Below are 16380 nucleotides of genomic sequence, written 5' to 3' on the forward strand. Positions count from 1 at the left end.
GGCCTGACCTCAGTTCGACGCGGAAGCCTTGGCTATCGGCTGTGTGATGACCGAGAGGGGGCGCGTCTCGTCAAGTCGAAGCCGGAGCCTGCCACCCCGGTGCACTCGCCCCGACCAGACGAGCCAGGTGATGGCTATGGCCGCGGCGATCAGGGACGCGAGGGTTCCTAGCTGGATGGCGGCGCGAGGCCCGAGCTCGTCCGCAACCCAGCCGACGATCGGTGCCCCCACCGGGGTGCCTCCGAGCAGAATGGCGACGTAGATCGCCAGGACGCGCCCGCGCAGGTGAGCGTCAGTCGTTGCCTGGACGTATCCGTTGGCCGTCGAGAGGATCGTGACGACGGTGAATCCGGTGAACACCAGCGTTACGGCATACAGCGCGTACGTCGGCATGACAGACGAGATCGCTGACGCCACCGCGAATCCGAGGACCCCGGCGATCACGACCCGAACCCGCGCGCGGTCGCGCCTGGCGGCAAGCAGGGCGCCCGTGAGCGACCCGATCGCGAGCACGGAATTCAGCAGGCCGAATCCGTCGGCTCCAGCGCCGAACTCGAGAGCCATCGTGGAGGCGTAGATCGGAAAGTTCATGCCGAACGCGCCCAGCAGGAACACGACGATGAAGACCACGATCAGGTCGGGTCGGGTGGCGACATAGCGAAATCCGTCGGAGAGGCGGGAACTACCGTGGGTGACAGCGCGGGGGGTGAGCTCGTGCCGGCGCATCGCGAGCAGGGCGCCGATCGTTGCGAGGAAGGTGAACGCGTTCACGATGAACATCCATCCGGTCCCGACCAGAACGATGAACAGGCCCGCCACTGCGGGTCCGATCATCCGCGCCGCGTTGAAGGATGCCGAGTTCAGCGCCACAGCGTTGCTGGTGTTCTCCTTCGTCACCAAGTCCGAGACGAAGGCCTGGCGCGCCGGATTGTCGAAGGCGGCGACAAGGCCCAGCCCCAGGGCGAACGCATACATGAGGGGGAGCGTCATGGCGCCGGTGAGGATGAGGATGCCGATCGCCGTGGCAAGCAGCAGTGAAACGCCCTGCGTCGCGAGCAGGATGTGGCGTCGCTCGAACCGGTCGGTTGCCCACCCCGTCAGGCCCACGAGCAGGAGGGGCGGCCCGAACTGGAGGGCCATCGTGACCCCGACGGCACCCGCATCACCAGGAGTCAGCTCGGTGAGGACCACCCAGTTCTGGGCTGTCGACTGCATCCAGGCGCCGACGTTCGACACGAGAGCGCCGATGAACCAGACACGGTAATTGAAGATCCCGAGGGACCGGAACATTGTGCTCACTGCGCTGCCAGCCGCTGCAGGATCTCCGCGGCCGCAGCCAGCGTCATCCGCTCTTGTTCGCTGACGTCAGCAAGCACTGTCTCGACCCATGCATCGCGGCGTCGAGTCGTCTCGTCGACAACGGCTCGCCCGGCATCGGTGATCGTGATGACGACCTTGCGACCGTCGCTGTCATCTGCTGACCGCTCGACATATCCGGCATCCTGCAGACAGTTGACCGTTCGGTTCATCGACGGCGGCGAGACCCGCTCGCGCTCCGCGAGCTGGCCGAGCGTGCGCGGTCCGTGCAGGTAAAGGCCCGCGAGAACCGCGAACTGACCATCGCTCATCGAGTCGACCGAGCGCTCCGTGCGCATCCGCCTCGCAAACCGGAAGACGCCTATGCGCAACTGCGAGGCGTCGCCGGCGAGGGGATGCGAATCAGGAAATGATGTGGGTTCGGTCACGGTTTCTTTAGCATAGCTCATTAGTCATGCTAAGGAAATTGCGCGTCCTACTTCCGTGGACCCGGGGCAGCACCGCGCGGCCGGGGATCAGTCAGTCGCGGTCTTCGGTGCGTTCTCGCTGTGGTCGCTCTCGGTCGCCTCTTCCGGACGGCGGGAGGGGAGAGCGAGTGTGGCGACCAGCCCGATGGCCAAGAACCCGGCAGCGGTGAACGCCGCGTAGCGGGTGCCGTCTGAAAAGGCGGTCTTGGCGGCATCCGCGGCAGCCGACGTCGCCGGCGACTGCTCGAGCTGCGCGATGGCACCGCCGGCGCTTTGAACGACTGCCGTCACGATCTGATCGGCCTGGTCGCTGGCCATTCCTTGGTCTTCGAGGTTCGAGGCGAGGATGCCGGCGGTGCTCGTGAATAGGACGGTGCCGAGGATGGCAATGCCCAGCGCCGAACCGATCTGGCGAGCTGTCGACTGGGTCCCTGAGCCCTGGCCGCTTCGCTCGACGGGAACGTCCACCAGAATGACGCCGGTCAGCTGCGCGGTGGCAAGGCCGACCCCGAATCCGTAGATGAACAGGGCGGGGATGACCCAGCCCCACGCGGCATCCGGAGCGATGACCAGCCCGACCCACACCACGCCGATGATCTCGGCGGCAAGACCCACGCGCACGACCCAGACCGCCGGGATACGCGAGCTCGCGCCGGCTGCCGCGCCGCTGGCGACGAACGACCCGCCAGCGAGGGCCAGCAAGATGAGCCCGGTCTGCAGGGCGTCGAACCCGAGAACGAACTGCAGCCAGAGGGGGAGCGAAAGGATGATGCCGAACTCGCCGAGCGAAACGAGCATCGCCGCGATGTTCCCGTTTCGGAAGGTACCGATGCGGAAGAGGCTGAACGAGAGCAGCGAGACCCGACCCGTACGCTCGCGGTGGATGCCCCACGCGATGAAGGCGACGGCGCCGAGGATTGCGATGAGGAACGCGACGGGGACGGGAGAGAGCGCCCACGGCCAGGTCCAGGACCCGATCGTGAAGTCGCCCTCGGTGGCCCACCACCCCAGGGTCCGCCCCTCGATGAGGCCGAAGACAAGTGCGCCGAACGTGATGAACGAGAGCGCGCCGCCCATGATGTCGATCGAGCGGGTGTTCTCATCGCGCGACTCGGCAACCGTCAGCAGCACCCCGATGATGATGAGGATGCCGAGCGGGATGTTGATCCCGAACGCCCATCGCCACGAGAACGCGGTAGTGAGCCATCCGCCCAGCAGCGGCCCGACCGCCGCCATGCCGCCAATTGTCGAACCCCAGACAGCGAACGCGATTCCGCGCTCGCGGCCACGGAAAGTCGCGTTGATCAGCGACAGGGTGGTCGGCAGGATCATCGCACCGCCGATGCCCCGGATCAGCCGCGCAAGGATCAGCAGGTCTCCGGTGGGCGCGAAGGCTGCCGCGATGGACGAGAGCACGAAGATCACGACGCCGAGCAGCATGATGCGGCGGCGGCCGAAGCGGTCTGCCAGTGATCCGAACACGAGTAGGAGCGACGCGAAGACCAGCGTGTAGGCCTCCTGCACCCACTGCACCTGCGTCGAGGTGATCCCGAGATCGTCGACGATCGCCGGAATAGCCACGTTGACGATCGTCGAGTCGACGATGATCAGCGAAACGGCGATGCTGATGAACACGAGGCCGAGCCAGCGACGATTTCGCACGTCGCTAGCTTATCTAGCTAAATACTCGCCGCAAGAGGCATCTCGCATCAGCCTCTGCCCGGCCCGCTAAGCTTCCGGCATGCCCGAGTACACCGACGTGCACGGTGTCGAGATCGTCTACGACCTCGCCACTCCCGTGACCACTCCCCGCGGCGTCATCCATCTCCTCCACGGCGTGGGCGAGCACGCCGGCCGCTATGGCGCGGTGATCGGTGCGCTGACGGATGCTGGGTTCATCGTCTACGCCGACGATCATCGCGGTCACGGCCGCACCGGGATGCGCCAGCACGGCAGCAGCGAGCGCCTCGGTCGCCTCGGCCCCGGCGGCTTGCGTGCGACGATCGACGCGGTCTGGCAGTTGAGCGAGATGGCTAGGGCGGAGCATCCGGATCTTCCCTTCATCCTGCTCGGTCACTCGTGGGGATCCTTCATCGCGCAGATCCTCGTGAACCGTCATTCGGCGGCGATCGATGGACTGATCCTCAGCGGGTCGGCGTTGCGCTGGCCGGGATCGCTGAACTCGGGTGATCTGAACGCGCCGTGGCAGGGCCCGAACGCCAACGGCATGGAATGGCTCTCGACCGATCCGGCAGTTGCCGAAGCGTTCCTCGCCGATCCGCTCACGACCTCGACTCCGCTGGCCAAGCTCTTCGGGCCCGTCGATACGCTCCGACTGCTCGGCAAACCCGGTCGTCATCTCGAGCACGACGTGCCGACCCTCATCATGGTGGGGCGCGAGGACACCGTCGGCGGCCCGCGCAGCAACCATTTGCTGGCGGATGCCTATCGCACGCGTTCGGGGTTCACCGATGTCACCACGCTCGTCTACCCGGGAGCGCGGCACGAGATCTTCAACGAGGCCCAGCAGGCCGAGGTCCGCGCTGACCTCCTGGCGTGGCTCGATGCCCGCTTCCCGGTCCGCGACTGACGGTCCGCGCCTCGGCGCGCAGCTCCTCCTAGGCTGGTGCCATGCACGCTGAGTACAAGGTCCCGGGCGGAAAGCTCGTCGTCGTCGACCTGGATGTCGAAGCCGGGAGCTTGGCGAATGTGCGACTCGCTGGCGATTTCTTCCTCGAGCCCGACGATGCCCTCGGCGCGATCAACGCGGCGGTGTCGGGCCTTCCCTCCGAAGCCGACGTGCCCACGATCGCTGCGGCCGTACGTGCGGCGCTCCCTGACGGTGCACAACTTCTGGGGTTCACGCCCGAGGCCGTGGGCACCGTGGTGCGCCGGGCGCTCGTGACCGCATCCGGCTGGAAAGACTTCTCATGGCAGATCGTCCACGACCGCCCGGTCTCGCCGCGCATGAACCTCGCGCTCGACGAAGTACTCACGACCCGTGTGGGCGACGGGCGACGGATGCCGACCCTGCGCCTGTGGGAATGGAATGAGTCGGCGGTCGTCATCGGATCGTTCCAGTCGTACCGCAATGAGGTGGACCCGGAGGGTGCTCGCCGTCATGGCTACGACGTCGTCAGGCGAATCTCGGGCGGCGGCGCGATGCTCATGGGCGCCGATGCGATCATCACGTACTCGCTCTCGGTTCCCGCGTCGCTGGTGGCGGGCATGACCTTCGCCGACTCCTACGCGTTCCTCGACGACTGGGTTCTGCAGGCGCTGCGCTCGCTGGGAATCGATGCGACGTACCAGCCGCTCAATGACATCGCGAGCCCGGAGGGCAAGATCGGCGGCGCCGCGCAGAAGCGGTTGGCCAATGGTGGTGTGCTGCATCACGCGACCCTCAGCTACGACATGGACGGTGAGGTGCTCACCGACGTGCTCCGCATCGGCCGGGAGAAGCTCAGCGACAAGGGGACGACCTCGGCCGCCAAACGCGTCGACCCGCTGCGGCGGCAGACGGGACTGCCTCGCGAGGCGATCATCCAGGCCTTCGCCGACACATTCACCACGCTCTACGGCGCCGAGGTCGGGCATATCACCGAAGAGGAATACGCCGAAGCAGAGGCTCTCGTCGCGTCGAAGTTCGCCACCGACGCGTGGCTGCATCGGGTTCCGTGACCGTCACGATCCATCACGGCGACAATCTGTCCGTGATGCGCGGACTGCCGGATGCGTCCTTCGGTCTGGTCTACCTCGACCCCCCGTTCAACACCGGGCGCCTCCGGGAGCGGGCAGTCGAATCAGCCAGCACGCCCCGGGATGAGCGGCTTCCGGGCGCTGTGACCCGGCGCGGATTCCACGGTCGCGACTACGAACGGCTGCGGGGAGACCTGCGTGTGTACGACGACCGGTTCGACGACTACTGGGGCTTTCTCGAACCGCGAGTGCTCGAGGCGTGGCGACTGCTTGCCGACTCCGGCACTCTGTACCTTCACCTCGATTACCGCGAGGCGCATTACGCGAAGGTGCTCCTGGATGCAGTGTTCGGTCGCGACCACTTCCTCAACGAGATCATCTGGTCGTACGACTACGGTGCGAAGACCCGCAAACGGTGGCCCACCAAGCACGACACGATTCTCGTCTACGTGAAAGATCCAGCGCTGTACTGGTTCGATTCCGAGGCCGTTGATCGCGAGCCGTATATGGCGCCGGGGCTCGTGACCGCTGAGAAAGCGGCCCGCGGCAAGCTCCCGACAGATGTGTGGTGGCACACGATCGTCCCGACGGCGGGGCGCGAGAAGACCGGATATCCCACTCAAAAGCCCGAGGGTGTGCTGCGGCGAATCGTGCAGGCATCCTCTCGCCCGGGCGAGGCTGTCCTCGACCCGTTCGCCGGGTCGGGAACGACAGGTGCTGTCGCCCAGGCGCTGGGGCGCGACGCCGTGCTCATCGACGCGAATCCCGAAGCGATAGCGGTGATGCGGACCAGGATGCCGCTCGCGATGATCGTCGAAAACTGACCCGTGCTTCGGCCACGCGAGCCTAGGCTGACGCTATGCGATTCGGAATCTTCATCCCCCAAGGCTGGCGACTCGACCTCGTGGGAATCGATCCCGCGCGGCAGTGGGAAGCGATGAACGGACTGGCTCAGCGCGCCGATGCAGGGCCCTGGGAATCCCTCTGGGTCTACGACCACTTCCACACGGTGCCCGTCGCGACCCAGGAGGCGACACACGAGGCGTGGACGCTGATGTCAGCGTTCGCAGCGTCGACCAGCCGCATCCGTCTCGGCCAGATGTGCACCTGCATGGGCTATCGAAACCCGGCCTACCTTGCGAAGGTCGCCGCAACGGTCGACATCATCTCGGGTGGCCGCGCCGAAATGGGTATCGGTGGCGGATGGTACGAGCACGAGTGGCGGGCCTACGGGTACGGCTTCCCGGAGGTACGCGATCGCCTCGCGATGCTGCGCGAGGGAGTGGAGATCATGCACCAGGCCTGGACGACGGGCTCGGCATCTCTTGACGGGAAGTACTACCAGGTCGACGGCGCGATTGTGCAGCCCCAGCCGCTGCAAGCAACACAGCCGCTGCAGCGCCCGGGGATTCCCTTCTGGATCGCTGGTGGCGGCGAGAAGGTCACGCTGAAGATCGCAGCGAAGTACGCGTCGTACACGAACTTCGCCGGCAGCGTCGAGGAGTTCGATCACAAGCTGTCGGTCGTGCGCGAGCACTGCGCGACGCTCGGTCGCGACCCGGGCGAGATCACCGCGTCGTCGAACGTCAACACGATCGTGGGTGCGACCGAGGCAGAGGCAGAGGAACGCCTGCGTGCGGTCCTGGGGCGCCTCGCGCCGTTCGTCGGTGACGAGCGACTTGCCGGCATCGAGGCCGAGTACCGCGGGTCGCTCGGTTTCGGCACTCCCGAGCAGGTGGCCGAGCGGCTGCAGGAGCGCGCGAGCCACGGACTCGGGTACGCGATCCACTACTTTCCCGAAGCGGCATACGACACGAGCGGCATCGAACTGTTCGAGGCGGAGGTCGTGCCGGCGCTTGCGTGAGCCGGCCGGCGCGGGTCAGAGCAGGGCTCGGACGCTGGCGTAGCCGTCCGCGATGGTTCCGGGGCCAGTGGCGTCGAAGATCCGCGTGCGACCGGGCTCGGCCGACCATTTCTCCCACCCCGGATCGCCAACCCGCACGAAGGCTGACGCAGCACCGTGCACCGCATCCGCCAGGAGTTGAGGCGGGTCGTCGCCGGTGAGTGCGTCAACCCGCTCCCGGTCGAGCACGTCGAACCAAAACGGCACGTCGACGCAGTGGCACGCCCAGCCGATGCGCGTCGAGGCCCACGAGAAGCGGTACACCCAGGTCGGCGCTTCGCCACGGGCCGCCGCAATCCGTACGACGCCGCTGCGGAACACCTTGTCGGAAACGTAGCGGCCGAGCAGGGCTGCCGTACCGAGCCGGTGCTGCTCCGCATTGTCGGAAAGATAGCCGCGCCGCATCGGCCGACTCACACCGAGCGCACCAAGCGCGACTGTGGCCGGAACGAAGCGGAGCTTACCGCGGGCGTCGTCAGCGATCATCGTGAATTCGTCGTCGGTTGATCCCACGACCAGCGGCTTGTTCGCGCCAACCCCCGATGCGATCGATTCCGGCGTCGTGGTCGTCAGCAGATCACCGTCGACGAGGGGACCCCACGGCAGACCGTCGTCGAGCAGCGAGCGAATTCCCGACAGTCGGGCTCCGCCACGCTCGCTGACCGTCTGCTGCAGCCCGATCAGCGCATCCGGATCGACGGATGCGAATCCGTCGCGCGTGGCAGGGACCCCGGCGAGTTCAGCGAGCTGCGCCGCAACGTTCTCGGCGCGCGCGAGCGAGACATCGCCGAGCGCCGGGGAGAGCGCCCAGACCCGCTCGAAGAGGTGCTGGGCAGCCGGCATCCCGAGCAGCGTCAGCACGGCGCCACCGCCAGCGGATTGCCCGGCGATCGTGACAGCATCCGGGTCTCCGCCGAACGCCGTGATCTCGCGCTGGACCCATTCGAGCGCCGCCAGCCAGTCGCGCACGCCGCGATTGCTCGGGGCTCCCTCGATGAGGCCGAACCCGTCGAAACCGAGCCGGTAGGACACGACGACAGTGACGACTCCGCGGCGCGCGAACGACTCGCCGTCGTACCAGGGGCTTGCCGGCGATCCCGAAACGTAGCCGCCGCCGTGGATGTAGACCAGTACCGGCATCCGTGCTGACGGGTCGCCGGGTCGGGGCGTGAACACGTTGACGTTCAGGGTCGAGTCTCCGGGAACCGACGGCTCGGGGATGAGGGTGACCTCGGCGACGGGGCCGCGTTGTGGTGTCGCGCCGAAGCTCGTAGCATCCCGAACGCCGGTCCACGGCTCGATGGGAACCGGCGCCGCGAACCGTAGTTCACCGACCGGTGGCCGGGCGAACGGGATGCCGAGGAAGGCGGCAGACCGAGCCTCACCGCTGGTGCGCCACAGGCCCCGCACTGCGCCGCAGGTGGTTTCGACGACGGGTGCCTCTCGGCTTGGTAGCGGTGTGGGATTGGTCACGGTGTCGCGGCGGGCTTCTGCTCTAGGGCGGCGAGGAGCTGGTCGATGATACCCGCCATGTCAACGGTGGGGTCGACGAGCCACTGGAGCTGCAGGCCGTCAGCGACTGCCTGCAGAATCCGGGCATAGACATCGGGTGGCAGGCTGTCGGACGCTGCAGTCAGCTCGAAGGCTCCCCGCACTGTTTCGCCCCGCTCGAGAAAGTAGTCGTGGGCGGGATGCTCGGGGTTCGCGGCCTCGACGGCCAAGCGCGAGAAAAGCTCGACGAGACCTGGAACTTCGCTGTTGTGGCGGATGACGCGAATCACGCTGTCGCGGATCACGGCGGGGTCGACCGGATCGGCGTCCTTCGACCTGTCATCGGGCAGACCGAACTGTTCACCGTCGTGTTCGTCACGCTTGCGCAGGACCTCGGTGAACAGCTCCTCTTTGCTGTCGAAGTAGTGCAGCAAGCCCGCCTGGCTGAGCCCAACGGCCTCCGCGATGCGCTTGACGCTCGCGCCGTCGTAGCCCTCGGTCGCGATCACATCGAGTGCACGTTCGAGGATCTCTTCGCGCTTGGCTACGCCCTTCGCGTACGACCCTCGTTGTGCCATGAGACGAGTGTGCCCAATGATGCTTGTTTTTCAAAACCTAGTGTCATAAGGTTTTCGTCGAGTCTGCTGTTGGAAGGAAATCCATGACTGACAATGACGTCACAGCCACTGTCGCTGATCTGACCCTGGAAGAGAAGGCGTCGCTGACCAGCGGGCTGAACTTCTGGCACACCAAGCCGGTCGAGCGGGTAGGCATCCCGTCGATCATGATGACCGACGGACCGCACGGCCTTCGTAAGCAGGCGGGTGCCGGTGACCACCTGGGCGTCGGATCGAGTGTGCCGGCTACCTGTTTCCCGCCGGCCGTCGGGCTTGGGTCGTCGTGGGACGTCGAGTTGCTCGATCGGGTCGGCCGGGCCCTCGGCGCCGAGACGTCGATCGAGGGTGTCGCCGTGCTCCTCGGACCCGGCATCAACATCAAGCGCTCGCCGCTGTGCGGTCGCAACTTCGAGTACTTCTCCGAAGACCCCTTGATCTCCGGCGTGCTCGGCGCCGCATTCGTCACGGGCGTCCAGTCACAGGGAGTGGGCACCTCGCTCAAGCACTTCGCCGCGAACAATCAAGAGACCGATCGGATGCGAGCGAGCTCCGACATCGACCCTCGGCCACTACGCGAGATCTACCTGCGCGGGTTCGAGCGGGTCGTGCGCGATGCTCAGCCGTGGACGGTCATGTGCTCGTACAACAAGATCAACGGCGTCTACGCATCCGAGGACCCCTGGCTGCTCACGCGTGTGCTGCGCGACGAGTGGGGCTTCGAGGGTCTTGTCGTCTCGGACTGGGGAGCGGTCAACGAACGCGTGAAGGGTCTTCCCGCCGGACTCGATCTGGAGATGCCCTCCTCGAGCGGGCGCACTGATGCTGAGCTCGTCGCGGCAGTCCGTGCCGGAGACCTCGATGAGTCGGCTCTCGATGTCGCAGCGGGCCGTGTCATCGACCTTGTCCGCAAGGCCCAGGCCGGGGCCGGCGCGGTGGCAGGACTGCTCGACGTCGATGCGCACCATGCCCTCGCCCGCGAGGCTGCCGGCCGCTCGATCGTGCTCCTGAAGAACGAAGGCGGCATCCTGCCCCTCGCGAAGGACGCGAAGCTCGCCGTCATCGGAGCGTTCGCCGAGAAGCCGCGCTACCAGGGCGCCGGCTCTTCGTTGATCAATCCGACCCGCCTCGACACGCCGCTCGAGGAGATCCGCGCGCTCGCGACCGGCGAGGTCGCCTATGCGCCAGGATTCTCGCTGGCTGCCGATATCGCCGAATCCGAGGCGGCTCAGTTGCGTGATGAGGCTGCGGCTGCGGCATCCGCCGCCGAGGTCGTCGTGCTGTTCCTCGGGCTGCCCGCGCGCCTCGAGTCCGAAGGCTACGACCGCGACGACATAGACCTGCCGGCGGAGCAGCTCGCGGTGTTGGATGCCGTCCGTGCCGCGAACCCGAACGTCGTCGTCGTGCTCTCCAACGGTGGGGTCGTCGCGCTTCCCTTCGCGGGCGACGTCCCCGCAATTCTCGAAGGATGGCTCCTCGGTCAGGCCGGGGGTGGGGCGACGGCCGACGTACTCTTCGGTGACGTGAACCCGTCGGCCAAGCTCACCGAGACGATTCCGCTGCGGCTCTCGGACACCCCTGCCTACCTGGACTTCCCGGGTGAGTTCGGCCACGTCCGTTACGGCGAGGGTCTGTTCGTCGGCTACCGCTGGTACGACGCGCGGAACCTCGCGGTTGCCTATCCCTTCGGTCACGGCCTGTCGTACACGACGTTCTCGCACACGGATGCCGCGGTCCGCGTCACCGACAGCGGCGACCTTGAAGTCACGGTCACCGTGACCAACACGGGTCAGCGCGACGGGCGCGAAATCGTGCAGGTCTACACCTCGCTGCCGGGGTCGGCGGTGCAGCGCCCGGTGCGCGAGCTGAAGGGCTTCGTATCGGTTGCGCTCGCTGCCGGTGAGTCCCGGGAGGTCGCGGTCGCGGTGCGCCGCGCGGACCTCGCCTACTGGGACATCCGACTCGATGGCTGGGTTGTCGAGGGTGGGGAATACGCCGTGGAGGTCGGGGCGTCGAGCCGCGACATCCGCAGCTCGGCGACGGTGACCGTCGAGGGAGACCCGGTGGCGGTCCCGCTGTCGCGTGAGTCGTCGCTCGGCGAAGTGATTGCACATCCGGTCGTAGGCCACATGGTGCAAGCGGCGATACAGCAGATGATGGCGGGGATGGATGATCTCGAGTCCGTCATGCCCGAGGGCGTGTCGATGGACAAGATGATGATGTCGTTCCCCATCGGCCGGATGTCGATGATGGCCGGCGATCAGGTCAGCCCCGAGATGATCGACGGCCTGATCGCGATGGCGAACGCCCCGCAGCAGTAGGCGCCTGCGGCCGCCCTCACGAAGGTAGGCGAAATCCCCGGGGTAGGACGTTTGGCAAACCAATCGTCCTACCCCGGGGATTTGTCCTACCTCGGTGAGATGGGCGAGAAGGGGTGTGGCGGGGATCGCGAGCGAAATCAGCTGTCGCGGTGCGCGCCGGCTGAGGGCTGCACCGTGAAGATGCGGGGTGCTCGGAACCCGGATGTCGAGAATGCCGCGGTCACGGCATCCGTCACCGCAGTCAGGGTGTCGCGCGCGACGAGGGCGATCGCCGCGCCCCCGAAACCGCCGCCGGTCATGCGCGCGCCGATCGCGCCGCCCGACATCGCCGCCTCGACAGCAGTATCCAGCTCCGGCACCGAGATCTCGAAGTCGTCGCGCATCGAGGCGTGCGAAGTGAGCAGGAGCTCGCCGATGGCCCGCGGGCCGGACTCGCGCAGAACGCGCACGGTCTCGAGCACGCGCTCGTTCTCGGTGACGACGTGCCGCACGCGGCGGAAGGTGACCTCATCCATGACGGATGCCGCCCGCTCGAGGTCATCGACCGAGAGATCGCGCAACGACTCGACACCCATCGCCGCCGCACCCTGTTCGCAGGATGCCCGGCGCTCGCGGTATCCGCCGGTGGAGTGGGCGTGGGTGACGAGCGTGTCGATGACGAGGACATCCAGGCCCGCGGCCTGCAGGCCCAAGGGCACGATCTCGGTAGCGAGCGCGCGGCAGTCGAGGAACACCGCGGCATCGGTCTGGCCGAGCATCGACGCTGTTTGGTCCATGATGCCCGTCGGCGCGCCGACCGCGTCGTTCTCGGCGGTGCGACCCACCCGCGTGAGGTCCTTCGCGCTCAGGTCGGCGCCCCACAGTTCGTTCAGCGCCACGGCGACGGCGCATTCGATGGCGGCGGATGACGAGAGCCCGGCGCCCACGGGAACCGATGAGGCGATCGCGAGGTCCAGCCCTGCGGCTGTCGCGGCGTCGCCGGCCGCGCGCAGCAGCGCCCACGCCACTCCGAGCGGGTAGGTCGTCCACTCGGGAACCGAGGTCGGTGCGGGGCTCGCGAACAGCTCATCGAGGTCGGCGATAGCGACGGATGCCTCGGAGTCGTCGAAGCTCGAACGAACCCGCAGCAGCCGGTCTGTGCGTGGGGCGACGGCAACAGCGGTGCGCGCATCGATGGCGAACGGCAAGACGAAGCCGTCGTTGTAGTCGGTGTGCTCGCCGATGAGGTTCACGCGCCCGGGAGCGGACCAGACGCCCAGGGGAGCGGCATCCGTCATCTCGCTCAGCAGGGCGAGGGCGAGCGGGCGGGGATCGGAGGCGCTCACAGCTGCACTCCCTCGACCGCGTCGCGCAGGCGTGCTGCGGCATCCTCGGGAGGGATGTCGCCGATCCAGGCGCCCATCGCCGCCTCGGACCCGGCGAGGAACTTCAGCTTGTCGGCAGCTCGCCTGGGAGAGGTGATCTCGAGGTGCATCCGCACGGTGTCCCGCGCGACGTTCACGGGCGCCTGGTGCCAGGCGGCGATGTAGGGAGTGGGGGTGTCATACAGGGTGTCGATGCCGCGCAGCAAACGCAGATACAGCCCGGCGAGTTCGTCGCGTTCGGTATCCGTCGCCTCGGCGAAGTCCGGGACGTGGCGGTGCGGCATGAGGTGCACCTCGATGGGCCAGCGGGCAGCGAACGGGACGTAGGCTGTCCAGCGCTCGCCGGCGAGGATGACGCGGCTTCCGTCTCGTTCGAAGTCGAGCACGCGCTGCATCAAATCGGGAGAGGTACGCGAGATGTTCTCGACCAGCCGCCGCGTGCGCGGCGTGACGTACGGGTAGGCGTAGATCTGGCCGTGCGGGTGGGGGAGGGTTACCCCGATCGCCTCACCGCGGTTCTCGAACGGGAACACCTGCTCGACACCCGGCAGGGCCGACAGTGCTGCCGTGCGGTCGGCCCACGCTTCGATGACCGTACGTGCCCGGGTGACGGACTGGGTGCCGAAGGATCCGGTGTGCTCAGGGCTGAAGCAGACGACCTCGCACCGGCCCACGGAGGTCCGAACGCTGCCGAGACCCAGCGCGTCGAGATCGTCGAGACCGCGCGGCGGGTTCGGTGCCTCGGGGGCATCGCCGTGCGCTGCGGACAGGGCCGGGCCGAAGGAGGGCGACCGATTCTCGAAGACCGCGACGTCGTAGCGCGACGGGATCTCGGAGGGGTTGGTCGGCGTCTGCGGAGACAGCGGGTCAAGCTCCGCGGGCGGCAGGAAGGCGCGGTTCTGCCGCGCTGCCGCAATCGAGATCCAGTCGCCGGTCAGGATGTCTTGGCGCATCGTCGCCGTGGCCGGGCGCGGGTCGAGCGCTCGCTGATCGATCCCGCGTTCGGCGCCGAGCGTTGTGTCGGGATCGTCGTAGTAGAAGAGGTCTCGTCCGTCGGCGAGGGCGGTGTCTCGTCTGATGACGCCGGCGCCAAGCACTACCGGTTCCCGAAGCATGTTCACGATAACACGCTAATGCCCGGGCGTGATATCGTCAACATCGGAGGGCCCAATGACCCAGCACCGACGCGCATCCATGGCCGATGTCGCAGAACTGGCAGGCGTGTCGACGCAGACCGTGTCACGGGTTGCCAACGGGAGCCCCCGCGTGGACCCAGCAACGCGTGCTCGTGTCGAGGCCGCGATGGCCCAGGCCGGCTATCGAGTCCACCGGGCGGCCCGGGCCCTGCGCACGGGTCGCACGGGAGTCGTCGGGGCTGTTGTTTCGACCCTTGCCACGGTCGGTAACTCGATGCTGCTCGAGGCCGTCGTCGACGAGGCATCCGCGCGCGGCTATGCCGTCGCGGTCGCCCGCATCGGCGAGGGCGGCCCGGCCGAGGCGTTCGAGCGGCTGCGCGATCAGGGCGTGGACGGTGCGATCGTTGTCAACGAGGCGTCAGCGCTACTGCGTCACACCGAGCTGCCCACCGACCTGCGTCTTGCTGTGGTCGACTCACCGCCCGACGACCGATACGCGGGTGTCGAGACCGCGCACGCCACCGGCTCGGCTGCCGCGACGGCACACCTCCGCGAACTCGGGCACCGCGTCATCGCCCACATCGCAGGTCCGGAATCGTCGTACGCCGCCGCCGAACGTGAGCGCGGATGGCGCGAGACTCTCGCGGAAGCGGGCTTCCGGTACGGTGTGCTGTTGCGTGGTGCATGGGATTCGGCGTCCGGCTATCGAGCGGGCCTGGAGCTTCTGACGAACATCGACGCCAGTGATCCCGTGACGGCTGTCGTCGTCGCGAACGATCAGATGGCGCTCGGCGTCCTGCGAGCAGCATCCGAGCTCGGCATCCTCGTCCCCGAACAGCTGAGTGTGGTCGGGTTCGACGACGTTGCGGATGCCGCGAACTTCACTCCCGCGCTCACGACGGTGCGTCAGCGATTCGATCTGCTCGGACAGCGCGCGGTAGCCGCCGTACTCGACGGCGCAGAGGCGGGATCGCGAGAGGTGATCGATGCGCCGCTGGTTGTTCGCGGCAGCAGCGCAGCGCCCTTCGTGCAGCCTGCCTGACCGTTTCGCGACCGCGACCGCTCAGAGCGCGTTCTGGCGCGCTTCCCACCCGGTGCGCACCATCTCGTCGATCGAGTAGCGCATCTGCCAGTCGAGGTCGCGGGCAGCGAGTTCTCCCGTCGCGACGATTCGGTCGGGGTCGCCAGGGCGACGCGGCCCGACCTCGGGAGTGAACGCGATCCCGGTGACCCGAGCCATGGCATCCATGATCTCGCGCACCGACAGCCCGTTCTGCGACCCGAGGTTGTAGGCGGCCTCGATCGGTTCGCCCGCGATCAGGCGTTGCGCGGCGGCGACGTGAGCGGCGGCGATGTCACCGACGTGCACGTAATCGCGCACGTTGGTGCCGTCGGGGGTGTCGTAGTCGTCGCCGTTGATGCGTGGTGTCTCGCCCGCAATCAGCTTCTCGAAAACGATCGGGAAGAGGTTGTGCGGGCTCGTGTCGTAGACGCTCGGGTCAGCCGACCCGACGACGTTGAAGTAGCGCAGCGACGTGTGCCGCAGCGGTGCGTCGGTGTCGGCAGTCGCGCGCGCCTGATCGGCGATGAGCCACTCGCCGATGAGTTTGGACTCGCCGTAGGGGGAGGCTGGGCGCTTGGGGAGGTCCTCGACCACGAGCGGCACATCCGGGGTCCCGTACACCGCGGCGCTGGACGAGAACACGATCTTGGTCACTCCCGCCGCCGCCATCGCCTCGAGCACGATCCGGGTGCCCTCGACGTTCTGGTGGTACGTGTGCAGGGGCCGGGTGACCGAGACGCCGGCGTACTTGTAGCCGGCGACATGGATGACGCCCTCGACCTCATGCTCGCGCAGCGTTTCTTCGACGAGCTCGCGGTTGAGGATGGAGCCGCGCACGAACGGCACGCCCGCCGGCACGAAGCCGTCGTGTCCGCTGGACAGGTCATCGATGACGACCGGGGCGATCCCCGCGGCGGACAGCGCGCGGACGACGTGGGCACCGATGTATCCGGCACCGCCGGTGACAAGCCAGCTCATGGCTTCCATCCTGTCAGGTCGGGGATC

At 67.4% G+C, this 16380-nt stretch carries 14 protein-coding genes; 6 read left to right on the top strand and 8 right to left on the bottom strand.

Annotated elements, in window-relative coordinates; all coding sequences use genetic code 11:
• Positions 1-9: 9 nt before the first annotated feature.
• The 3 genes from B4F19_RS10835 to B4F19_RS10845 all read right to left on the bottom strand — a co-directional run bounded on the left by B4F19_RS10835 (position 10) and on the right by B4F19_RS10845 (position 3446).
• Positions 10-1290 carry an MFS transporter gene (locus B4F19_RS10835; protein WP_292725881.1) on the bottom strand — a complete coding sequence of 427 codons (1281 nt, stop codon included), beginning with the start codon at positions 1288-1290 and terminating at the stop codon, positions 10-12.
• Between the two features lie 5 nt (positions 1291-1295).
• Positions 1296-1745: a MarR family winged helix-turn-helix transcriptional regulator gene (locus B4F19_RS10840; RefSeq protein WP_414683103.1), complete on the bottom strand. Its 450-nt coding sequence runs from the start codon at positions 1743-1745 to the stop codon at positions 1296-1298.
• Positions 1746-1832: 87 nt separating this feature from the next.
• Positions 1833-3446: an MFS transporter gene (locus B4F19_RS10845; RefSeq protein ID WP_292725885.1), complete on the bottom strand. Its 1614-nt coding sequence runs from the start codon at positions 3444-3446 to the stop codon at positions 1833-1835.
• A 79-nt stretch (positions 3447-3525) separates the two neighbouring features.
• On the opposite strand from B4F19_RS10845, the gene B4F19_RS10850 reads away from it, so the two are divergent.
• The 4 genes from B4F19_RS10850 to B4F19_RS10865 are packed head-to-tail and all read left to right on the top strand — an operon-like array spanning position 3526 to position 7347.
• Positions 3526-4374 carry an alpha/beta fold hydrolase gene (locus B4F19_RS10850; RefSeq protein WP_292725887.1) on the top strand — a complete coding sequence of 283 codons (849 nt, stop codon included), beginning with the start codon at positions 3526-3528 and terminating at the stop codon, positions 4372-4374.
• Positions 4375-4415: 41 nt separating this feature from the next.
• Positions 4416-5465, top strand: a complete 1050-nt coding sequence (locus B4F19_RS10855; protein WP_292725888.1) for a lipoate--protein ligase family protein — start codon at positions 4416-4418, stop codon at positions 5463-5465.
• A 35-nt stretch (positions 5466-5500) separates the two neighbouring features.
• Complete coding sequence (locus B4F19_RS10860; RefSeq protein WP_228178461.1) at positions 5501-6307, top strand: DNA-methyltransferase; 807 nt, start codon at positions 5501-5503, stop codon at positions 6305-6307.
• Between the two features lie 35 nt (positions 6308-6342).
• Complete coding sequence (locus B4F19_RS10865; protein WP_292734847.1) at positions 6343-7347, top strand: LLM class F420-dependent oxidoreductase; 1005 nt, start codon at positions 6343-6345, stop codon at positions 7345-7347.
• A 15-nt stretch (positions 7348-7362) separates the two neighbouring features.
• On the opposite strand, the gene B4F19_RS10870 is transcribed toward B4F19_RS10865, so the two are convergent.
• Together B4F19_RS10870 and B4F19_RS10875 are read right to left on the bottom strand one after the other, a co-directional pair.
• Positions 7363-8859, bottom strand: coding sequence for a carboxylesterase/lipase family protein (locus B4F19_RS10870; protein WP_292734850.1), 1497 nt, complete (start codon positions 8857-8859; stop codon positions 7363-7365).
• Positions 8856-9455 carry a TetR/AcrR family transcriptional regulator gene (locus B4F19_RS10875; protein ID WP_228178400.1) on the bottom strand — a complete coding sequence of 200 codons (600 nt, stop codon included), beginning with the start codon at positions 9453-9455 and terminating at the stop codon, positions 8856-8858. The genes B4F19_RS10870 and B4F19_RS10875 overlap by 4 nt, the downstream gene beginning before the upstream one ends.
• A gap of 83 nt (positions 9456-9538) precedes the next feature.
• Here B4F19_RS10875 and B4F19_RS10880 point away from each other — a divergent pair, with 83 nt between their 5' ends.
• Entirely contained in the window at positions 9539-11812 is a 2274-nt protein-coding gene (locus B4F19_RS10880; RefSeq protein WP_292734853.1) for a glycoside hydrolase family 3 C-terminal domain-containing protein, read from the top strand.
• A gap of 137 nt (positions 11813-11949) precedes the next feature.
• Here B4F19_RS10880 and galK read toward each other — a convergent pair whose 3' ends face one another.
• Entirely contained in the window at positions 11950-13089 is a 1140-nt protein-coding gene (galK, locus tag B4F19_RS10885) for a galactokinase (RefSeq protein WP_292735099.1), read from the bottom strand.
• A 44-nt stretch (positions 13090-13133) separates the two neighbouring features.
• On the bottom strand, positions 13134-14291 hold the full coding sequence (gene galT / locus B4F19_RS10890; protein ID WP_292735102.1) for a galactose-1-phosphate uridylyltransferase: 1158 nt from the start codon (positions 14289-14291) through the stop codon (positions 13134-13136).
• 55 nt (positions 14292-14346) lie between these two features.
• Between galT and B4F19_RS10895 the strand changes: the two genes are divergently transcribed.
• Positions 14347-15354 carry a LacI family DNA-binding transcriptional regulator gene (locus B4F19_RS10895; RefSeq protein ID WP_228178402.1) on the top strand — a complete coding sequence of 336 codons (1008 nt, stop codon included), beginning with the start codon at positions 14347-14349 and terminating at the stop codon, positions 15352-15354.
• Between the two features lie 21 nt (positions 15355-15375).
• On the opposite strand, the gene galE is transcribed toward B4F19_RS10895, so the two are convergent.
• Positions 15376-16353, bottom strand: coding sequence for a UDP-glucose 4-epimerase GalE (galE, locus tag B4F19_RS10900; RefSeq protein WP_292734857.1), 978 nt, complete (start codon positions 16351-16353; stop codon positions 15376-15378).
• Positions 16354-16380 lie beyond the last annotated feature (27 nt).

The organism is Microbacterium sp. UBA1097, assembly GCF_002313585.1.
Classification (GTDB): domain Bacteria; phylum Actinomycetota; class Actinomycetes; order Actinomycetales; family Microbacteriaceae; genus Microbacterium.

Bases quoted from the DNA above. Each gene is read 5' to 3' on its own strand.
- B4F19_RS10835 (WP_292725881.1), bottom strand. From the start codon at position 1,290: ATGTTCCGGTCCCTCGGGATCTTCAATTACCGTGTCTGGTTCATCGGC.
- B4F19_RS10850 (WP_292725887.1), top strand. From the start codon at position 3,526: ATGCCCGAGTACACCGACGTGCACGGTGTCGAGATCGTCTACGACCTC.
- B4F19_RS10855 (WP_292725888.1), top strand. From the start codon at position 4,416: ATGCACGCTGAGTACAAGGTCCCGGGCGGAAAGCTCGTCGTCGTCGAC.
- B4F19_RS10860 (WP_228178461.1), top strand. From the start codon at position 5,501: ATGCGCGGACTGCCGGATGCGTCCTTCGGTCTGGTCTACCTCGACCCC.
- B4F19_RS10865 (WP_292734847.1), top strand. From the start codon at position 6,343: ATGCGATTCGGAATCTTCATCCCCCAAGGCTGGCGACTCGACCTCGTG.
- B4F19_RS10875 (WP_228178400.1), bottom strand. From the start codon at position 9,455: ATGGCACAACGAGGGTCGTACGCGAAGGGCGTAGCCAAGCGCGAAGAG.
- B4F19_RS10880 (WP_292734853.1), top strand. From the start codon at position 9,539: ATGACTGACAATGACGTCACAGCCACTGTCGCTGATCTGACCCTGGAA.
- galK (WP_292735099.1), bottom strand. From the start codon at position 13,089: ATGACGGATGCCGCTCCCCTGGGCGTCTGGTCCGCTCCCGGGCGCGTG.
- galT (WP_292735102.1), bottom strand. From the start codon at position 14,291: ATGCTTCGGGAACCGGTAGTGCTTGGCGCCGGCGTCATCAGACGAGAC.
- B4F19_RS10895 (WP_228178402.1), top strand. From the start codon at position 14,347: ATGACCCAGCACCGACGCGCATCCATGGCCGATGTCGCAGAACTGGCA.
- galE (WP_292734857.1), bottom strand. From the start codon at position 16,353: ATGAGCTGGCTTGTCACCGGCGGTGCCGGATACATCGGTGCCCACGTC.